At 72.0% G+C, this 19057-nt stretch carries 16 protein-coding genes; 11 read left to right on the forward strand and 5 right to left on the reverse strand.

Translation table 11 applies throughout. The features are described 5' to 3' along the window. Nucleotides 1–122: 122 nt before the first annotated feature. Together clpB and ACFYWX_RS04405 are read left to right on the forward strand one after the other, a co-directional pair. Nucleotides 123–2720: an ATP-dependent chaperone ClpB gene (gene clpB, locus ACFYWX_RS04400; protein WP_389422435.1), complete on the forward strand. Its 2598-nt coding sequence runs from the start codon at nucleotides 123–125 to the stop codon at nucleotides 2718–2720. A gap of 104 nt (nucleotides 2721–2824) precedes the next feature. Then, nucleotides 2825–3355 carry a YbjN domain-containing protein gene (locus ACFYWX_RS04405; protein WP_389422436.1) on the forward strand — a complete coding sequence of 177 codons (531 nt, stop codon included), beginning with the start codon at nucleotides 2825–2827 and terminating at the stop codon, nucleotides 3353–3355. 33 nt (nucleotides 3356–3388) lie between these two features. Here ACFYWX_RS04405 and ACFYWX_RS04410 read toward each other — a convergent pair whose 3' ends face one another. The 3 genes from ACFYWX_RS04410 to ACFYWX_RS04420 form a co-directional block, all read right to left on the reverse strand. Beyond that, a complete protein-coding gene (locus ACFYWX_RS04410; protein WP_389422437.1) occupies nucleotides 3389–4558 on the reverse strand; it encodes a hypothetical protein in 1170 nt (389 codons plus the stop codon). A gap of 149 nt (nucleotides 4559–4707) precedes the next feature. Continuing rightward, nucleotides 4708–6237 (reverse strand): polyamine aminopropyltransferase, encoded by a 1530-nt coding sequence (locus ACFYWX_RS04415; RefSeq protein WP_389422438.1) that lies wholly within the window; start codon nucleotides 6235–6237, stop codon nucleotides 4708–4710. 122 nt (nucleotides 6238–6359) lie between these two features. Further along, nucleotides 6360–6896, reverse strand: a complete 537-nt coding sequence (locus ACFYWX_RS04420; protein ID WP_389422439.1) for a DUF2617 family protein — start codon at nucleotides 6894–6896, stop codon at nucleotides 6360–6362. A 797-nt stretch (nucleotides 6897–7693) separates the two neighbouring features. Between ACFYWX_RS04420 and ACFYWX_RS04425 the strand changes: the two genes are divergently transcribed. The 6 genes from ACFYWX_RS04425 (at nucleotide 7694) to ACFYWX_RS04450 (ending at nucleotide 14260) form a co-directional block, all read left to right on the forward strand. Further along, a complete protein-coding gene (locus tag ACFYWX_RS04425; RefSeq protein ID WP_389422440.1) occupies nucleotides 7694–8893 on the forward strand; it encodes a pyridoxal phosphate-dependent aminotransferase in 1200 nt (399 codons plus the stop codon). 88 nt (nucleotides 8894–8981) lie between these two features. Beyond that, nucleotides 8982–10142 (forward strand): SRPBCC family protein, encoded by a 1161-nt coding sequence (locus ACFYWX_RS04430; RefSeq protein WP_389422441.1) that lies wholly within the window; start codon nucleotides 8982–8984, stop codon nucleotides 10140–10142. Nucleotides 10143–10175: 33 nt separating this feature from the next. After that, nucleotides 10176–10964: an aldose 1-epimerase gene (locus tag ACFYWX_RS04435; RefSeq protein ID WP_389422442.1), complete on the forward strand. Its 789-nt coding sequence runs from the start codon at nucleotides 10176–10178 to the stop codon at nucleotides 10962–10964. 10 nt (nucleotides 10965–10974) lie between these two features. Next, entirely contained in the window at nucleotides 10975–11523 is a 549-nt protein-coding gene (pyrE, locus tag ACFYWX_RS04440) for an orotate phosphoribosyltransferase (RefSeq protein WP_389422443.1), read from the forward strand. 145 nt (nucleotides 11524–11668) lie between these two features. Continuing rightward, on the forward strand, nucleotides 11669–12700 hold the full coding sequence (gene fbaA / locus ACFYWX_RS04445; RefSeq protein WP_389422444.1) for a class II fructose-bisphosphate aldolase: 1032 nt from the start codon (nucleotides 11669–11671) through the stop codon (nucleotides 12698–12700). A 90-nt stretch (nucleotides 12701–12790) separates the two neighbouring features. Next, nucleotides 12791–14260, forward strand: a complete 1470-nt coding sequence (locus ACFYWX_RS04450) for an MFS transporter (RefSeq protein ID WP_389422445.1) — start codon at nucleotides 12791–12793, stop codon at nucleotides 14258–14260. Between the two features lie 45 nt (nucleotides 14261–14305). Here the strand turns inward: ACFYWX_RS04450 and ACFYWX_RS04455 are convergent, their stop codons facing one another. Both ACFYWX_RS04455 and ACFYWX_RS04460 read right to left on the reverse strand, forming a co-directional pair. Continuing rightward, complete coding sequence (locus ACFYWX_RS04455) at nucleotides 14306–14725, reverse strand: DUF3151 domain-containing protein (RefSeq protein ID WP_389422446.1); 420 nt, start codon at nucleotides 14723–14725, stop codon at nucleotides 14306–14308. Nucleotides 14726–14766: 41 nt separating this feature from the next. Further along, entirely contained in the window at nucleotides 14767–15252 is a 486-nt protein-coding gene (locus ACFYWX_RS04460) for an SAM-dependent methyltransferase (RefSeq protein ID WP_389422447.1), read from the reverse strand. A gap of 237 nt (nucleotides 15253–15489) precedes the next feature. On the opposite strand from ACFYWX_RS04460, the gene ACFYWX_RS04465 reads away from it, so the two are divergent. From ACFYWX_RS04465 to ACFYWX_RS04475, 3 genes are all read left to right on the forward strand, one after another. After that, nucleotides 15490–16335, forward strand: a complete 846-nt coding sequence (locus ACFYWX_RS04465) for a tryptophan 2,3-dioxygenase family protein (protein ID WP_389422448.1) — start codon at nucleotides 15490–15492, stop codon at nucleotides 16333–16335. Then, nucleotides 16328–17524: a kynureninase gene (gene kynU, locus ACFYWX_RS04470; RefSeq protein ID WP_389422449.1), complete on the forward strand. Its 1197-nt coding sequence runs from the start codon at nucleotides 16328–16330 to the stop codon at nucleotides 17522–17524. Before ACFYWX_RS04465 ends, kynU begins: the two co-directional genes overlap by 8 nt. 410 nt (nucleotides 17525–17934) lie before the next feature. Further along, complete coding sequence (locus tag ACFYWX_RS04475; protein WP_389422450.1) at nucleotides 17935–18849, forward strand: alpha/beta hydrolase; 915 nt, start codon at nucleotides 17935–17937, stop codon at nucleotides 18847–18849. Nucleotides 18850–19057 lie beyond the last annotated feature (208 nt).

A 19057-nucleotide genomic window follows, 5' to 3' on the forward strand; every position in this document is an offset into this window, starting at 1 on the left:
GGGCCGGGAATCTAGCCGACTTCCGGACCTCCCGGGGCTCCCGCCGCTAACCTTGAGTGGAATAGACTCAACTTTGCGTATGTTGATTGAGTCACGGCTGACGCAAGGAGGAGACAGGCAACGTGGACGCCGAGCTGACCAACAGGAGCCGGGACGCGATCAATGCGGCCAGCAACCGCGCCGTGTCCGAGGGACACCCCGACCTCACCCCCGCCCACCTGCTGCTCGCGCTGCTGGAGGGGCGGGAGAACGAGAACATCATCGACCTGCTGGCCGCGGTCGACGCCGACCAGGTGGCCGTACGCACGGGCGCCGATCGCGTCCTCGCCGGGCTGCCCAGCGTGACCGGGTCCACCGTCGCGCCCCCGCAGCCCAACCGCGAGCTGCTCACCGTCATCGCCGAGGCGCAGACGAAGGCGAAGGAGCTCGGGGACGAGTACCTCTCCACCGAGCACCTGCTCATCGGGATCGCCGCCAAGGGGGGCGCCGCCGGTGAGGTGCTCGCCCGGCAGGGCGCCGACGCGAAGAAGCTGCTGGAGGCGTTCCAGAAGTCCCGCGGCGGGCGCCGGGTGACCACCGCCGACCCCGAGGGCCAGTACAAGGCCCTGGAGAAGTTCGGCACCGACTTCACCGCCGCCGCACGCGAGGGCAAGCTCGACCCGGTCATCGGCCGGGACCAGGAGATCCGCCGCGTGGTGCAGGTCCTGTCCCGCCGTACGAAGAACAACCCGGTCCTCATCGGCGAGCCCGGCGTCGGCAAGACCGCCGTCGTCGAGGGGCTCGCCCAGCGGATCGTCAAGGGCGACGTGCCCGAGTCCCTGAAGGACAAGCGGCTGGTCGCGCTCGACCTGGGCGCGATGGTCGCCGGGGCGAAGTACCGCGGTGAGTTCGAGGAGCGCCTGAAGACCGTCCTCGCGGAGATCAAGGGCTCCGAGGGCCAGATCATCACCTTCATCGACGAGCTGCACACCGTCGTGGGCGCGGGCGCCGGCGGCGACTCCGCCATGGACGCCGGCAACATGCTGAAGCCCATGCTGGCCCGCGGCGAGCTGCGCATGGTCGGCGCGACCACCCTCGACGAGTACCGCGAGCGGATCGAGAAGGACCCGGCGCTGGAGCGGCGCTTCCAGCAGGTGCTGGTCGCCGAGCCGACCGTCGAGGACACCATCGCCATCCTGCGCGGCCTCAAGGGCCGCTACGAGGCCCACCACAAGGTCCAGATCGCCGACGCCGCGCTGGTCGCCGCGTCCACCCTCTCCGACCGGTACATCACCTCCCGCTTCCTGCCCGACAAGGCCATCGACCTCGTCGACGAGGCGGCCTCCCGCCTCCGCATGGAGATCGACTCCTCCCCTGTCGAGATCGACGAACTCCAGCGCGCCGTCGACCGGTTGAAGATGGAGGAGCTGGCCCTCGACAAGGAGACCGACCCGGCCTCCCGCGACCGCCTGGAGAAGCTGCGCCGCGACCTCGCCGACAAGGAGGAGGAACTGCGGGGCCTGACCGCCCGCTGGGAGAAGGAGAAGCAGTCCCTCAACCGCGTCGGTGAGCTGAAGGAACGCCTCGACGACCTGCGCGGACAGGCCGAACGAGCCCAGCGCGACGGTGACTTCGACACCGCGTCCAAGCTGCTGTACGGCGAGATCCCGGCCCTGGAACGCGACCTGGAGGCCGCGTCCGAGGCAGAAGAGGAGGCCGCCAAGGACACCATGGTCAAGGAGGAGGTCGGCTCCGACGACATCGCCGACGTCGTCGCCTCCTGGACCGGCATCCCCGCGGGCCGCCTCCTGGAGGGCGAGACGCAGAAGCTGCTGCGCATGGAGGACGAGCTCGGCAAGCGGCTCATCGGCCAGACCGAGGCCGTACGGGCCGTGAGCGACGCCGTACGACGCTCCCGCGCCGGGATCGCCGACCCCGACCGTCCGACCGGCTCCTTCCTCTTCCTCGGCCCGACCGGTGTCGGCAAGACCGAACTCGCCAAGGCCCTGGCCGACTTCCTCTTCGACGACGAGCGGGCGATGGTCCGCATCGACATGTCGGAGTACAGCGAGAAGCACAGCGTGGCCCGGCTGGTCGGCGCGCCTCCCGGGTACGTCGGCTACGAGGAGGGCGGCCAGCTGACGGAGGCGGTGCGCAGGCGGCCGTACAGCGTCGTACTCCTCGACGAGGTGGAGAAGGCGCACCCCGAGGTCTTCGACGTCCTGCTCCAGGTGCTCGACGACGGGCGGCTGACGGACGGCCAGGGCCGCACGGTCGACTTCCGCAACACGATCCTGGTCCTCACCTCCAACCTGGGCAGCCAGTTCCTGGTCGACCCGATCACCACTGAGGAGGAGAAGAAGGAGCAGGTCCTGGAGGTCGTACGGACCTCGTTCAAGCCAGAGTTCCTCAACCGGCTCGACGATCTCGTGGTCTTCTCGGCGCTGAACAAGGACGAGCTGAGCCGGATCGCCCGGCTCCAGATCGACCGGCTGGCCAGGCGCCTCGCCGAGCGCCGCCTCACCCTGGAGATCACCGACGCGGCCCTGACCTGGCTCGCCGACGAGGGGATGGACCCGGCCTACGGCGCCCGCCCCCTGCGCCGCCTCGTCCAGACGGCCATCGGGGACCGCCTCGCCAAGGAGATCCTCTCCGGCGAGATCAAGGACGGCGACTCGATCCGCGTCGACACCTTCGGGGACGGGCTGATCGTGGGGCCGGCGACGGGCAAGTCGTTGTAACAGTCAGGATCATGTCAGCCCAGGGCTGACACCGTCCGTCGCACTTGCCACCCCCCTCCCCGGATGGGGGAGGATGGCAGGATCCGTACGAAGGGAAAATCACGGTGACCATCGACCCGTCCTCGATTCCGAATTTCGGGGGCCAGCCCGAGCCGCAGCCCCAAGGACCGGCGGGCCCCGTCGTCCCGGATCAGGACCTCGTGAAGCAGCTCCTCGACCAGATGGAGCTGAAGTACGTCGTGGACGAGGAGGGCGACCTCGCTGCGCCCTGGGAGGAATTCCGTACGTACTTCATGTTCCGTGGCGAGGCGGACCAGGCGGTCTTCTCGGTTCGGACCTTCTACGACCGCCCCCACCAGATCGACGTCAAGCCGCAGCTGCTGGAATCCATCGACGACTGGAACCGGCGCACGCTGTGGCCGAAGGTCTACACGCACACCCACGACGACGGCACCGTCCGCCTCATCGGCGAGGCGCAGATGCTGATCGGCGCGGGGGTCAACATCGAGTTCTTCGTCTCCTCGACGGTCAGCTGGGTACGCGCAGCCATCGAGTTCGACAAGTGGCTCGTCGAGCAGCTCGGCCTCGAGCAGGAGGTCAACGACGCGGAGAAGCCCGAGGACGACGAGGAGTAGACCTCGGGACCCGGACAAACAAGACCCACATGTCTACAACGGCGTGTTCGCCAGTACGACCAGGTACGCGCCGTAAGCGAACGAGAGCCCGGCCAGGGCGGCGACCACCACGGTCGCGTGCCAGGGCCGGGCTCTCGCCGTCCGTACCAGCGCCCGCGCCAGCGGCAGCAGCAGCGGGAACGCGGGCAGCAGGAAGCGCGGCTTGGACTCGAAGAAACCCGAGCCGCCGAGCGTGATCAGCAGCAGGACACCGCTGTAGACGACCAGCGGCAGCGGGGCCCGGTCCACGAGCAGCAGCGCGTACAGCAGGACGGCCGCCGCGACGATCACCATCGTCATCGGGAACACGAGCCGGTCGGCGCGCAGCAGCAGATGCCGGACGAAGTGCAGCGAGCCGTGGCCGAGGTCGAAGCGCGAGCCCCACAGCCGCTGCACCGCGAAGTACCCGCCGAGCAGATCGCCCCTGCGGTGACCGACCCACAGGACGTACGCGGTCCAGCCCAGCGGGGCGAGCGCCGCGCCCGTCCACAGCCTGTGGGAAACCCGGCCGCGCGCCCGCCACACCTCGTGCGCCGCCGCCGCGAGCACCGCCGCCGTCACCGCGACCCCGTTGGGCCGCGCGAGCCCCGCCAGCGCTGCCAGGCCGCCCGCCCACACCCAGTTCCGGTTCAGCACCGCGTACAGCGACCAGGCGGCGAAGGCCGTGAGCACCGGCTCCGTGTACGCCATCGACAGCACCACGGAGTGCGGCAGCAGCCCCCACAGCAGCACGAGCACGGTGGCGACGGCCCGGCCGTGCAGGTGGGCGCCGAGGGCGTGGATCCCACAGGCGGCCACCGCGGCCGCCGTCCACGACACGAGCAGCCCCGCGGTGCCCCAGTTCAGCGGGCCGAGCTCGGCCACGGCGCGGACCAGGGCGGGATAGAGCGGGAAGAACGCCAGGTCGCTGTGGACGATGTCGGGCTGGAAGGTCAGGGTGTGGCCGTAGCCGTGGGCGGCGATCCTCAGGTACCAGAGTGAGTCCCAGGACCGGGCGAGCAGCTCCAGCGGCTGCCGGCCCGTCGCCCACGCGGTCACCGCGAGGACGGCCGCGCCGGTCAGGCGGGCGGCGGCGAACAGGCCCAGTGCGGTGGTCGCTGTCGCGAGGGGGCGGCGGGAGAGGGCGACGGCCGGGCGGGGGGTGAGGGTGCTGGCGTGGCTCACACTCCCGCACACTGCAGGGCGACTGCGTCGGGCGCGAGCCGGGGGGTCCGTTTGTGTGGGCCTCGGCCTTGTGGTGCCCTGCGCTGGTGTCGGCCTCGGGCCGGCATCGTCCGCACCGGCGTTTCCTCAGTACCGCGGATGCGCCGGCGTCAGTACCGCGGATGCACCAGCGTCGACGCCGGCAGACCCTCGATCCTGGTGTCGGCCCGCGCTCGCACGTCCCCCGTGAGCATCGGGCGCCGGTCCGGCGACGCGAGGACGAAGCCCGCGTCCGGGCCCTCGGCGGCGTAGGGGACCGTGTGCAGGCCCGCGGAGCGCATCGTCGTCTCGGTGGTCCAGAAGGCGCGGGGGCGGGCGGTGAGGGGGCCGGCGTGGACGGTGAGGCGGCCGTCGGGGGCCAGGGCACGCCGGGTCAGGCCGTAGAACTCCTGGGAGTAGAGCTTGGCGCTCGCCGTCATGGTGGGGTCGGGCAGGTCGGCGATCACCACGTCGTACGAGGCCGTGGGCACCTCGCGCAGGTGACCGAAGGCGTCCCCGGTCGTGACGTGGACGCGGCAATCGTCGTACGCGTGGGCGTTGAGGGCGGACAGGGCCGGGTCCGTGCGGGCCAGATGGATGACGGCCGGGTCGAGTTCGACGACGTCGACCCGGCGGACCCCGGGATGCCGCAGCACCTCGCGGACGGCGAGCCCGTCACCGCCGCCGAGGACGAGCACGTGGGCATGGGGGCCGTGCATCGCGGGGTGGACGAGCGCCTCGTGGTAGGAGCGCTCGTCGTGGCCGTCGACCCGCAGCCGGCCGTCGAGGTAGAGGTCGAGGGGGCGGCCGTGGGTGCCGCCGGTGACGACGAGCTCCTGGACACCGGTGTGCTGTACGACGCGGACGTCGTCGCCGTACACCTCCTGCCGGGCGGCCCGCTCGAAATCGTCGACGAGGACCGCGGCGGTGGCGAGGACGGCGAGCACGGCGACGTTGGCGACCAGGAGGAGGCGGCGGGACCGGCCGGTCAGGTCCCGGCGGAACAGGCCGAGGACCAGGGCGCCGCCCGCGATCACGTTGACCGCTCCCGTGAACAGCGAACTCGTCAACTGGCCGAGAAAGGGGAGAAGAAGGAACGGGAAGGCGAGGCCGCCGACGAGCGCGCCGACGTAGTCCGCCGCGAACAGGTCGGCCACCGCGCCGCCCGCGTCCTGGCGGCGGATGCGCTGGATCAGCTCCATCAGCAGGGGCACCTCGGCACCGATGAGCAGGCCGATGGCGAGGGAGAAGGCGACCAGGACGCAGCGCGGGCCGTTCAGCCACAGGCCGCCCCAGTCGCCGGTCCAGGCGAACACCGCGTACAGCGCGGGCGCGCTGCAGCCGCCGACGAGCGCGAGCGTCGCCTCGATCGAGCCGAACGCGGCCGCCGCGAGCCGGCGCAGCCGCTTCGCGGCGAGGGAGCCGACGCCCATCGCGAAGACCATGACGGACAGGACGACGGACGTCTGGGTGACCGAGTCGCCGATCAAGTACGAGGCGAGGGCGACGAGTTCGAGTTCGTACACGAGTCCGCAGGCCGCGCATACGAAGACGCCCGCGAGGACCAGGAACCGCCCGGTGTCCGGCCGGACGGGGAGCCGCGCGGGGCCGCGCCAGGGTGGTGGGGTACCCGGCGGGGCCGGCGCGTGCGGTTCGATCACGACTGCGACGTTACGTCACGGGTGTGGCACGCTTCGTCACCCACATGAGTGGAACTCGGGGTCGGTGGGAGCACCATGCGTTTGTGCGGGCGTCTTCGGGGCACCCGCAGCCGCCCTGCGGGTCACGCGCCGGACGGGCTCACCTGCGGCACCGGCACCCGCATCCCCACACGCGTCCAGGTCGCCACCAACTGCCCGTCCTGCGGGTACGCGTGCCAGGTGCGCCAGTGCACATGCCCGTCGTGGCGCTGGGCGAGCATCGCGGTGAAGGCGTGCGGGCTGCCGGGGAACACCCCGGCGAGCCCGTGCGGATGGTCGGCGACGAGGGCGAGCAACTCCTGGGCGCGGCCCGCGAAGGAGTTCGGCGAGAGGATCTCGACCCGGGCCGCGAACTCGTACTCCCAGTCGCCCACCCGCTTGGCGACGCCCAGGGGGAGCGGGGTGCTGCTGCCCGGAATGCATGCCACCGTCTCCGAACAACTGCCCCGCGCCTGCTCGAGAAGCACCTGGTGGGACGCGCCGAGCAGTCTCAACTGAAGCTTCGTGTCGTCCATGTCGAGGTCGAGGGTGGCCAGTGCGGGAAGCGGCTCGCGCCCCAGGGCCCAGGCGAGGTCGGCCGCGCGCGTGTCGGTGTAGGACGTTTTCAGAGTCGTGAGCATGCATCGGCTCCACAAGCGCACAAAGAGGAGAGAGATGAGGACGAGGAGGGGGTGTGGGTCCCGCGCACCCCGGTCGACTCCGGGAGATCGGCCCCGCTCAGCCCGGCCGGAAAGGCGTCCCGCTGTCCCGCTGGACGTCCGAGGGCTGCGTTGGTGATGGAGAGGGAATCATGAACGGTGGCGCCGTCACAGCGCTTTTACCCAACTTAGTGGGATTTCCACCCCTCAGAGGGCTCCCCAGCTCAACTGTTCAACCAAGGCGTACGCCGAGGCGCACCTGGCATACGCGAACGCGGGGCCCGTGGTCGAGACGGGCCCCGCGATGCGGATGCGTTTCCCCCTTGCCGGAGCTCGGCTGCCCCGTGTCAGCTGCCTCCTCCACCACATCCGCCGCCCCCGCCGCACGACGACCCGCCGCCTCCACAGGAGGAGGAGGAGCCGCCGCAGGAGGAGCCACCCGACGAGCCGCACGACGAGGCGGCACCTCCCCCGGCGGCCCACCAGCTGCCGCCGCTGTCACTGCTGCTGCTGGAGCTGCTTCCACTGCTGTGGGACCGCCTGGAGCCGTGGTACCGCGTGGCCTGCCGGCCCCTGCGTGCGGCGGCGATCACCACAGCCAGAGCCAGAGCCAGGAGCATGAACACCGCAAGGATGATGCCGAAAACCATGGCGTCACCCTCCTTTCGTTTCCCCCGAAGCGGCCCCCCGTGGGCGCCTCGCTCGTTGCGTGAACGGGGGATGCCCGGCCGCCTTCGCGGCCAAAGCAGAGTTGAGGAAGTCCAGAGCTTCGGCGCAGGATGACCGACATGACCTCCAGCGCACGCCCGCTCCTCAATCGTCGGCTCGCCGAGTTCGGGACGACGATCTTCGCCGAGATGTCCGCCCTGGCCGTGCGGACCGGGGCCATCAACCTCGGGCAGGGGTTCCCCGACACGGACGGCCCCGAGGAGATCCGCGAGGCCGCCGTGCGCGCCCTGCGCGACGGACGGGGCAACCAGTACCCGCCGGGCCCCGGCGTCCCCGAGCTGCGCACCGCGGTCGCCGAGCACCAGCGCCGCCGCTACGACCTGTCCTACGACCCCGACACGGAGGTCCTGGTCACCGCCGGGGCGACGGAGGCCATCGCCGCCTCGCTGCTGGCCCTCCTGGAGCCCGGTGACGAGGTCGTCGCCCTGGAGCCGTACTACGACTCGTACGCGGCCTGCATCGCGATGGCGGGCGGGAAGCGGGTGCCGGTCACGCTGCGCCCGCGCCTCGACGGGGGCGCCGGCTTCCGCCTGGACCTGGACGAGCTGCGCGACGCGGTGACCGACCGCACCCGGCTGCTGCTGATCAACACCCCGCACAACCCGACCGGCACGGTCCTCACCCGCGCGGAGCTGACCGCGATCGCCGAGCTGGCAGTCGAGCGGGACCTGCTCGTGGTGACGGACGAGGTGTACGAACACCTGGTCTTCGACGACGCCGCCCACGTGCCGCTCGCGACGCTTCCGGGGATGCGCGAGCGGACGATCACCATCGGGTCGAGCGGAAAGACATTTTCGTTCACCGGCTGGAAGGTCGGCTGGGTCACCGCCGCGCCGGGGCTGGTCGCGGCCGTGCGCTCGGCGAAGCAGTTCCTGACGTACGTCTCCGCAGGCCCGTTCCAGTACGCCGTCGCCGAGGCCCTCGCGCTCCCTGACAGCTACTTCTCCGCCTTCCGCGAGGACATGCGGGCCAAGCGCGATCTGCTGGCGGCGGGCCTGGCCGAGGCCGGCTTCGAGGTCTTCCGCCCCGCCGGCACCTACTTCATCACCACCGACATCCGCCCCCTCGGCGAGAGCGACGGCTTCGCCTTCTGCCGGGCCCTGCCGGAGCGGGCCGGCGTGGTGGCCATCCCCAACGCGGTCTTCTACGACCACCGGGAGGAGGGCGCGCCCTTCGTCCGGTTCGCGTTCTGCAAGCAGACGTCCGTGCTGGAGGAGGCGGTACGCCGTCTGAAGGCGCTGGCGGGGTGAGCGCGGGGGTGCGGGGCGGAGTGCGGGGCGGACGAGTTGCGTTCGATGGACGGGTATTCGCGCCGCCCCCTGGGTAGGCTCCGCTGACATGGAGCATGAGGTGTTCGTTCCGGTTCCGGCCGAGCGGTTGCGGGGGGCGCTCGCCGACCCCGCCCAGGTGGCCCGGGCGCTCCCCGGCCTCCAGCAGGACGCCGGGAGCGAGCCCGTCGCCGGGCGACTGAAGCTCCGCGTCGGCGGCCACACCATCACCTACCGCGGCGCGGTGCGCGTTTCCGCGCGCGACGACGGCACGTACGCCGTCGAGGGCGAGGCGACCGAGGTCCGCGGCCACGGCACGGTGAAGCTGGCGGTCACGCTCCGCCTGGCGGACACGGACACCGGCAGCACCGTCACCTTCAGCGGCACGGCCACCGCGGACGGCCGTATCACCGAACAGCCGACGGATGCGGTGAGCATGTCGTTGACCCGGTTGCTGAGCCGCTTCGCGGAGAACCTGGGGGCGGGGGAGCAGCCGACCCGGTCCGAGAGGGCGCAGGGCACGGCGCCCGCGACCGTCGAAGGCGTGGCGGTCGAGGACTTCGAACCCACGGCGACCGGCGACTTCGAGGCCACGCCGGACGCCGACGACGCTCCGGCGCCTGAGGCCAAGCTGGACGCCGACGACGCTCCGGCCCCGGAGGCCAAGCGGGACGCCGACGACGCTTCGGCCCCCGAGGGCCCCCGGACCGCGCGCGACACCGCAGACACACCGCTCCCCGGGCCGACCGGGTCCGAGCCGACCGAGGCCAAGCCGGCCGAGGCCACCAGGCCCGAGCGCCCGGAATCCGGCGCCGACGAGTCGGAGGCTGCCGAGTCCGGCCCCCCTGAGTCCGGCCCCCCTGAGTCCGGCCCCCCTGAGTCCGGCCCCCCTGAGTCCGGCCCCCCTGAGGCCGCTGGGCCTCCCGCGTCGGAATTCCCCGAGCCCGCCGAGCCCGCCGAGCCCTCCGAGGCCGAAGACGCCGAGGCCGAGCCCCCCGGTGGGTTCGAGGAGGTCGGGGGGCCGCCGGCTGAGGCGGCGCATGCGCGGCGGACGATGATCGGGCGGAGTGCGGAGGAAGTGGATCACGCGCCGCCGCGGGGGCGGTACGCGCCGGTGCCCGCGCCGCAGACCGTCACGCCCAACCCCGCCCTGCGCTGGGCCGTGCCCGCCGCCGCGTTCGTGGTGGCGTCGGCGATCGTCGCGGGGCGGGCGCTGCGCAGGCGGCGCTGAGGCCCTCTTGATCGGCCCAGTAGGGTCGCTCTCGTGAGTAACGAAGACATCACGCTGACCGCGGGCGACGCGGAGGTGACCGTGCAGCCGAAGAACGGCGGCCGGGTCGGAGGAGTGCGCGTCGGCGGCATCGAACTGCTGCGGCAGGGCGAGCGGTTCGGGTGCTTCCCGATGGTTCCCTGGTGCGGGCGGATCCGGGACGGGCGGTTCCGGGACGGCGCCGCCGTGCACCAGATGCCCCTCAACTCCCCGCCGCACGCCATCCACGGCACCGCCCGCGACGGCGCCTGGACCGTCGCCCGCGCCACCGCCGACGAGGCGGTCCTCACGTACGACCTGGTCGAGCCCTGGCCCTACGCCGGCCGGATCACCCAGGTCGTCGCGCTGACCGGGGACGCGCTGACGCTCACCATGTCCGTGGAGACGTACGACTCCTCCTTCCCGGCGCAGATCGGCTGGCACCCGTGGTTCCGGCGGAACCTGGGCGGGGAGGACGTCCGGCTCGACTTCGGCCCGGCCTGGCAGGAGGAGCGCGGCGACGACCATCTGCCGACCGGTCACCGCCTCGACCCGAAGCCCGGCCCCTGGGACGACTGCTTCGGCATGCCCGGCGGCGTCGACGTCGCGCTGACCTGGCCCGGTCAGCTGGAGCTGAAGGTGACCAGCCCCGAGAAGTGGGTCGTGGTCTACGACGAGCAGGAGGCCGCGGTGTGCGTGGAGCCGCAGACCGGCCCGCCCAACGGGCTGAACACCCTGCCGCGCCTGGTCACGCCGCTGGAGCCGCTGGAGGCCACGACGACCTGGCGGTGGACCCGCCTCTAAGCTGTTCGGCATGACGGACGTACGCGGCGCGCTGCTGCAGCAGATCAAGGACAAGGCCGTGGTGCACGGCAAGGTGACCCTGTCGTCGGGTCTCGAGGCCGACTACTACGTCGACCTGCGGCGTATCACCCTCGACGGTGAGGCCGCCCCGCTGGTCGGCCAGGTCCTCCTCGACCTGACCGCCGACCTCGAATTCGACGCGGTGGGCGGCCTGACCATGGGCGCCGACCCGGTCGCCGCCGCCCTGCTGCACGCGGCCGCCGCGCGCGGGCGGAAGCTGGACGCCTTCGTGGTGCGCAAGGCGGCCAAGGCGCACGGGCTGCAGCGGCGGGTGGAGGGGCCGGAGATCGCCGGCCGCCGGGTGCTCGTCGTCGAGGACACCTCCACCACCGGCGGCTCCCCGCTCACCGCCGTCGAGGCCGTGCGCGAGGCGGGCGCCGAGGTCGTCGCCGTCGCCACGATCGTCGACCGGGCGACCGGCGCCGCCGAGAAGATCGAGGCGGGCGCGGGGGTGCCGTACCTGTACGCGTTCTCGAAGGACGAGCTGGGACTCGACTGAGTATCGGCCGAAACCACGACTGACTGGCGCATTGAGCATCGGCGCATGTCTGGAAAGATGGGGACGACGATGACGTCGCACCCAAGGTCTAGGTCAGGGCCGTAAGCACGTAGCACGCCAACCCGCACACTCAAGGAGCGGACGTATGCCCATCGCAACCCCCGAGGTCTACAACGAGATGCTCGACCGGGCGAAGGCAGGCAAGTTCGCCTACCCGGCCATCAACGTCACCTCGACCCAGACCCTGCACGCGGCACTGCGCGGCTTCGCGGAGGCCGAGAGCGACGGCATCATCCAGATCTCGACGGGTGGCGCCGAGTTCCTGGGCGGCCAGTACAGCAAGGAGATGGTGACCGGCTCCGTCGCGCTGGCGGAGTTCGCGCACATCGTCGCCGAGAAGTACCCGGTCAGTGTCGCCCTGCACACGGACCACTGCCCCAAGGACAAGCTCGACGGGTACGTACGCCCGCTGCTCGCGGTCTCCGAAGAGCGCGTCAAGGCCGGCCGCAACCCGCTGTTCCAGTCCCACATGTGGGACGGCTCCGCCGAGACCCTCGCCGACAACCTGGCCGTCGCGCAGGAGCTCCTCGAGCGCGCCCGCGCCGCGAAGATCATCCTCGAGGTGGAGATCACCCCGACCGGTGGCGAGGAGGACGGCGTCTCCCACGAGATCAACGACTCCCTCTACACCACGGCCGACGACGCGATCCGCACCGCCGAGGCGCTCGGCCTCGGTGACAAGGGCCGCTACCTGCTGGCCGCGTCCTTCGGCAACGTGCACGGCGTGTACAAGCCGGGCAACGTCGTGCTCCGCCCCGACCTGCTGAAGGAGCTGAACGACGGCGTGGCCGCCAAGTACGGCCTGCAGGCCGGCAGCCAGCCGTTCGACTTCGTCTTCCACGGCGGCTCCGGCTCCACGGAGGAGGAGATCCGCACCGCGCTGGAGAACGGCGTCGTGAAGATGAACATCGACACGGACACGCAGTACGCCTTCACGCGTCCCGTCGCCGACCACATGTTCCGCAACTACGACGGCGTCCTGAAGGTCGACGGCGAGGTCGGCTCCAAGAAGACCTACGACCCGCGCACCTGGGGCAAGCTGGCCGAGGGCTCGATGGCCGCCCGGGTCGTCGAGGCGACGCAGAACCTGCGCTCGGCGGGCACGAAGATCAAGTAACCCTCTGGGGAAGTCGTTCGGACAACTCCTTCGGGGAACTCACGAGCCCGGTGCCTGCCCATGGCGCCGGGCTCGCTGTATACCTGGGGAATGCCCGATGTCAGGCTGGCCTCGCCCCAGGGCAGGTGGATCCTGTTCACCACGATCCTCGGCTCCAGCATGGCCCTGCTGGACGCGACCGTCGTCAACGTCGCCCTGCCCCGGATGGGCCGCGACCTCGACGCCGACCTCGCGTCCCTCCAGTGGACCGTCAACGCCTACATGGTCACGCTGGCCGGGCTGATCCTCCTCGGCGGCTCCCTCGGCGACCGGTACGGCCGGCGCCGGGTCTTCGTCATCGGGGTGGTGTGGTTCGCCGTCGCCTCCCTGCTGTGCGGGCTCGCCCCGAACGTCGGGGTGCTCATCGCGGCCCGCGCCCTCCAGGGGGTCGGGGGCGCGCTCCTCACACCGGGCTCCCTCTCCCTCATCCAGGCCACCTTCCATCCCGACGACCGGGGCCGCGCCGTCGGCCTGTGGTCCGGGTTCGGCGGTGTCGGGGCGGCCGTCGGGCCGTTCCTGGGCGGCTGGCTGGTGGACGGGCCGGGCTGGCGCTGGGTGTTCCTGATCAACGTGCCGCTGGCGCTGGTCTGCGTCCCGGTCGCCGTACGCCATGTGCCCGAGTCCAGGGACGGGCGGGCGCACGGGCACTTCGACGTGCTCGGCGCCGCCCTGGGCGCGCTCGCCCTCGCCCTGCTCACGTACGCCCTGATCGAGGCCCGCGGGGGGACCCTCGTCGTCGCCGTCAGCGCCGTCGCGGGGCTTGCCGCCGCGGTCGGCTTCGTGGCGGTCGAGCGGCGCAGCCCCGACCCGATGATGCCGCTCGGCATCTTCGCGTCCAGGCAGTTCAGCGCGGTCAACCTCGTCACCCTGTGCGTGTACGCGGCCTTCGGCGGCTTCTTCTTCCTCGCGGCGCTCCAACTCCAGGTCGTGGCCGGTTACTCGGCGCTCGGCGCCGGTACGGCGCTGCTGCCGATCACCGTCCTGATGCTGTTGCTCTCCGCCCGCTCCGGGGAGCTCGGCGAGCGGATCGGGCCGCGGGTGCCGCTCACCGTGGGGCCGCTGGTGTGCGCGGTGGGGCTGCTGCTGATGCTGCGGGTGGGCCCCGGCGCCTCGTACGTCGCCGATGTCCTGCCGGCGCTGCTGGTCCTCGGCCTCGGCATGGTCACGTTGGTCGCGCCGCTGACCGCGACCGTGCTGGCCTCCGTGGACACCGCTCGGGCGGGGCTGGCCAGCGGGATCAACAACGCGGCGGCGCGGGCGGCCGGGCTGGTCGCCGTGGCCGCGTTGCCGTTGCTGGCGGGGATGGGGGAGGAGGCGTACCGGTCGCCGGGGGCGTTCGACGACGCGTTCGGGCGGGCGATGCTGTGGTGCGCCGGGGCGCTGGTCGTGGGCGCCGTGGTGGCCTTCACGACGGTACGGCGGCCACCGCCGGACTGCCGGCGTCCCGAGTGCCGGACGCACGGCTCCGTGACGGCGCCGCCGCTGGAGGGGCGGGTCACCCCGGCGCGACGCCTGGAGTGACCACCGCTGTTGAAATTGCTACTGCAACTGCTATTGGTTCTTCTGCTACTGCCTGAGCTCGGCGTACGCCTCGGCGCTGCTGTCCTGGAGGAACTGCCAGCAGCGTTCGGCCTCGGCCTTCTCGTTGATGGTGCCGGCGGCACGGGCGAGGGCGGCGAGGCAGCGCAGGAAACCGCGGTTGGGCCGGTGGTCCCAGGGGATGGGGCCGTGCCCCTTCCAGCCGGCCCGGCGGAGCTGGTCGAGGCCGCGGTGGTAGCCGGTACGGGCGTAGGCGTACGACTCGACCACGCGCCCCGCCTCGAAGGCGTCGTCGGCGAGCATCGCCCAGGCGAGCGAGAACTCGGGGTGGTCCGCCGCGACCTGGGACGGGGCCAGGGACTCCTCGCCCAGCTGCCGATAGGCCTCCTCGTTCTCCGGCAGGTGCGTCGGGTCGGGGCCACCGAACAGGTTCTTGTGAGTCGTCATGACTGCAGTCTGCCACTCTCCTTCACCCGGTCACGGTCTCCTCAGTAGTAGCGGCGCATGATCTCGGTGGCCCAGGCGGGCTGGGTGGTGTTGCCGCCCTGGGGGCCGAACTCGCTCATGTACGGCTTGATGTCGAGGACGGGGGTGCCGCCGACGGCGTCGAGGCCCTGGACGTGGAGGTCGAGTCCGTCGGTGCGCAGCAGACGGCAGCGGGAGACGCCGATGCGGTTGGGGCGGTTCTTGCCGCGCTGGGCGAAGATGCCGACCAGCGGCCAGTCGGTGTTGCCGCGCGGGTGACGGGCACCGGTCTCGATCTTCTCCACGGGAACGCGGTCGAAGTGGTAGACGATCTCCAGGTGGGAGAAGGAGTCCAGGCCGGCCAGCGCGTCCGCGTCGAACCGGTCGGCGTCCAGGCGGATCACGGCCTCGACGTTCCCCCAGTCGTCGTCCTCGACCTCCTCCCGACCGCCGACCACCCGGCCCACCGGAATCGAGACCACTCCGGCCGAGGCGCTGTTATCGGACATCTGCCGTGCCTTTCATCTGCCGTGCCTTTCGTCAAATGATCAATGGTCACGCGGCGCACGAGCGTACTGCAGGGACGGTACTGACCGAGGGTGCTTTCACCGGGCGCGTCCGCCGACCGGAGCAGGCAGGCCTTGCGCGATCCGGGCGTGATGCGGAAGATGCGGGTGGGGACCGGGGCCCCCTGTCGACAATGGCAGGGGCGGACCGCTACCCGGAGTACACAACAGGAGACAGCGATGTCCCATGAGGCTCACGAGCCCGAGACCCCGCATCTCGCCCCAAAAATTGACTGGAGCCAGGGCACGACGCCGTACGAGGACTACGTCAAGGCGGACGTGCTCACCCACCTCCAGCACCCCCTCTCCGACGACCCCGGAGAGATGGTCTTCCTGGTCACGACCCAGGTGATGGAGCTGTGGTTCACGGTCATCGTCCACGAGTGGGAGACCGCGGCGCACGCCCTGCGCTCCGACGACGTGCCGGTCGCGATCGACGCGCTGAAGCGTTCCGTACGGCAGCTGGAGGCGCTGAACGCCTCCTGGAGGCCGCTCGGCCAGCTCACGCCGGCCCAGTTCAACTCCTACCGGAACGCGCTGGGCGAGGGCTCCGGCTTCCAGTCGGCGATGTACCGCCGCATGGAGTTCCTGCTCGGTGAGAAGTCCGCGTCCATGCTCGTCCCGCACCGGGGCGCACCCCGCGTCCACGCGGAGCTGGAGAAGGCGCTGCACGAGCCGAGCCTGTACGACGAGGTGCTGGGGCTGCTCGCCCGCCGCGGCCACGCGATCCCGCCCGCTCTCCTGGAGCGCGACGTCTCGCAGCGCTACGAGCCCTCGGCGGAGGTCGAGGCGGTGTGGACCGAGATCTACTCGGGGGATGCCGACGACGTGGTCGCCCGCCTGGGCGAGGCGTTGACCGACGTCGCCGAGCTGGTGTGGCGCTGGCGCAACGACCACCTCGTCGCCACCCGCCGCGCGATGGGCGCGAAGCCCGGCACGGGCGGTTCGGCCGGCGTGGCCTGGCTGGAGCGGCGCGCCCAGAAGAACGTCTTCCCCGAGCTGTGGACGGCGCGGTCGTATGTCTGAGCTGGCGCGTGTGGCGGAGAAGTTGGACGCGGACGACGAACTCGCCGCCAAGCGTTCGGAGTTCGTCCTCGACGACGTGGTCTACCTAGACGGCAACTCGCTGGGCGCGCTGCCCGCGAGCGTGCCGGGGCGGGTGGCGGACGTCGTCCACCGCCAGTGGGGCGAGCTGCGCATCCGCTCCTGGGACGAGAGCGGCTGGTGGACCGCGCCCGAGCGGATCGGCGACCGCATCGCCCCGCTGGTCGGCGCGGCGGCCGGGCAGATCGTCGTGGGCGACTCGACAAGTGTCAACGTGTTCAAGGCACTTGTGGCAGCCGTGCGGCTGGCCGGGGAGGGCCGGGACGAGATCCTCGTCGACGCGACGACCTTCCCCACGGACGGCTACATCGCCGAGTCGGCGGCCCGGATGACGGGCCGCACCTTGCGGCCGGTGACGCCGGGTGAGGTGCCGCGGGCCCTCTCGTCGCGCACGGCCGCCGTCCTCCTCAACCACGTCGACTACCGCACGGGCCGCCTCCACGACCTGCCGTCGCTGACGGCGGTGGTGCACGAGGCGGGCGCCGTCGCGGTCTGGGACCTGTGCCACAGCGCGGGCGCGCTGCCGGTCGGCCTCGACGAGCACGGCGTGGATCTGGCGGTCGGCTGCACCTACAAGTACCTCAACGGCGGCCCGGGTTCACCGGCGTACCTGTACGTCCGCCAGGACCTCCAGGACCGCTTCGACTCGCCCCTGCCGGGCTGGACCTCCCACGCCGATCCCTTCGGCATGCGCACGTCCTACGAACCGGCATCCGGAGCCCTCCGCGGCCGCGTCGGCACCCCCGACATCCTCTCCATGCTCGCCCTGGAGGCGGCCCTGGAGGTGTGGGACGGCATCACGATCCAGTCGGTCCGCGCCAAGTCCCTCGCCCTGACGGACTTCTTCCTGCGCGCCGTCGCGGAGTACGCCCCGGCGGGGCGCGTCGAGTCCCTGACACCCGTACGCCACGAGGCCCGCGGCAGCCAGGTCGCGCTGCGCTGCGACGACGCGGGGGATGTCATGAAGCGGCTCATCGAGCGGGGAGTGGTCGGAGACTTCCGCCACCCGGACGTACTGCGCTTCGGCTTCACCCCGCTGTACGTGGGCTTCGGGGATGTGGAGCGGTCGGCGAGGGTGCTGGGGGAGGTACTGGCTCAGGCGGTCGCCTAGCCTGCGGGTGTGCCGCCCAGCCCTAGCCTGCGGGCATGCGTGCCGCCTGGGGCGATGGGGGTCCCCCCGCTCGAGCGAAGCCGAGAGTGGGGGAGGGTGGGCGCAGGCGGCACCCCGCAAGCGCGGGCAAGCGGACCCACCCCCCACGGCAACTCCGGCGCACGGTCACGAGGAACGGACGTACACCCCCGCCACGGCAGCGGCGTCGGCAGCACGAGCAGCCTGCTCCGCGGCGGGGGCCCGGGCGCCACCCGCCGAGCCACATCCCCGAGCCCGAGCCTCACCCAGCGTGACATCCCAGTGTCCGCGCACGTCACCGGCCTGGTACCGTCCCCGCCAACGGCCAAATTCTCTCCTGGTCCGCCACACCCCATCCGTCCAAATCCGTTTCGTAGCTGAGAGGTTGGAGCATGCCGGACGACTTCGCAGCTGCCCGGGCCGCCGCCGAAGAGGAGTCGGCCTTCTCGCACCCGGCGGTCGACCCCGACTCCACCGCCGCCTACGGCGACCACCCCGACCAGGTGATCGACTTCTACGCCCCCCGCACCGAGGCCGGCCCGGGCGGCCCCGCCCCACTGGTCGTCCTCCTGCACGGCGGCGCCTGGCGGGCCCCGTACGACCGTCGGCACGTCACCCCCTTCGCCGCCTTCCTGGCCCGCCACGGCTTCGCCGTGGCGAACGTGGAGTACCGGCGGGGGCGGGAGAGCGCGGGGGCGTCAGGGCCCGGCGCCAACGGAAGCGCCGCCGAGTCCGCCCCGATCGCCGGTCGCTGGCCGGACACCTTCGACGACGTCGCGGCCGCACTGGACGCGCTTCCGGCCCTGGCCCGGGAGGCCCTCCCTCAGGCCGACTCGCGCCGCACCGTCCTCACCGGCCACTCGGCGGGCGGCCACCTCGCCCTGTGGGCAGCGGCCCGCCACGTCCTGCCCGTCGACGCCCCCTGGCGCACCGGCGGTTCGGCCCTGCTGCGGGGCGTGGTCGCGCTCGCCCCGATCGCGGACTTCGCGGTCGCCGACAAGCTGGACGTCTGCGGCGGAGCCGCCCGCCAGCTGCTGGGCGGCGACGAGACCGCCTTCGCCGAGCGCCGCCCGTACACCGACCCGGCGCTGCTGCTGCCGACCGGCATCGCGACGACCCTGGTCCAGGGCCGGGCGGACATGGTCGTGCCGTTCGCCGTCGCCGAGGCGTACGCGGAGGCCGCGGCGAAGGCCGGTGAGGTGGTGGGCCTGACGCTGCTGGAGGACGTCGGCCACTTCCCGCTGATCGACCCGGTGGCTGACGCGTGCGCGGTGGTGGTCGAGGAGATCGCGCAGTTGGCCTGGTGACCGTCGCCCCCGGTTGTACCCGTAGTACCTGAGAGCTACCCCGCAGGTGAGTTCCCTGGCATGACGCGGGCTACAACCTCGCCTCCGTAACTTCCCATCCTGACGAGCCCGATGGACGGGCGAGCGGACGGGGAGGGCGGGGCCGTGGGGGTTGAGAAGGGGGCACAAGGGGCGACCGACAGCCACCCCACGGGTGGGCGCGGCAGCA

Origin of the sequence: Streptomyces sp. NPDC002888, from assembly GCF_042888465.1 — a bacterium.
In the GTDB taxonomy this organism is placed as follows: domain Bacteria; phylum Actinomycetota; class Actinomycetes; order Streptomycetales; family Streptomycetaceae; genus Streptomyces.

Excerpts from the sequence above, each read along its gene's own strand:
- ACFYWX_RS04450 (WP_389422445.1), top strand. The coding sequence starts at position 12,791 with ATGCCCGATGTCAGGCTGGCCTCGCCCCAGGGCAGGTGGATCCTGTTC.
- pyrE (WP_389422443.1), top strand. The coding sequence starts at position 10,975 with ATGACGGACGTACGCGGCGCGCTGCTGCAGCAGATCAAGGACAAGGCC.
- ACFYWX_RS04420 (WP_389422439.1), bottom strand. The coding sequence starts at position 6,896 with ATGCTCACGACTCTGAAAACGTCCTACACCGACACGCGCGCGGCCGAC.
- ACFYWX_RS04455 (WP_389422446.1), bottom strand. The coding sequence starts at position 14,725 with ATGACGACTCACAAGAACCTGTTCGGTGGCCCCGACCCGACGCACCTG.
- ACFYWX_RS04465 (WP_389422448.1), top strand. The coding sequence starts at position 15,490 with ATGTCCCATGAGGCTCACGAGCCCGAGACCCCGCATCTCGCCCCAAAA.
- ACFYWX_RS04425 (WP_389422440.1), top strand. The coding sequence starts at position 7,694 with ATGACCGACATGACCTCCAGCGCACGCCCGCTCCTCAATCGTCGGCTC.
- kynU (WP_389422449.1), top strand. The coding sequence starts at position 16,328 with ATGTCTGAGCTGGCGCGTGTGGCGGAGAAGTTGGACGCGGACGACGAA.
- fbaA (WP_389422444.1), top strand. The coding sequence starts at position 11,669 with ATGCCCATCGCAACCCCCGAGGTCTACAACGAGATGCTCGACCGGGCG.
- ACFYWX_RS04475 (WP_389422450.1), top strand. The coding sequence starts at position 17,935 with ATGCCGGACGACTTCGCAGCTGCCCGGGCCGCCGCCGAAGAGGAGTCG.
- ACFYWX_RS04460 (WP_389422447.1), bottom strand. The coding sequence starts at position 15,252 with ATGTCCGATAACAGCGCCTCGGCCGGAGTGGTCTCGATTCCGGTGGGC.
- ACFYWX_RS04430 (WP_389422441.1), top strand. The coding sequence starts at position 8,982 with ATGGAGCATGAGGTGTTCGTTCCGGTTCCGGCCGAGCGGTTGCGGGGG.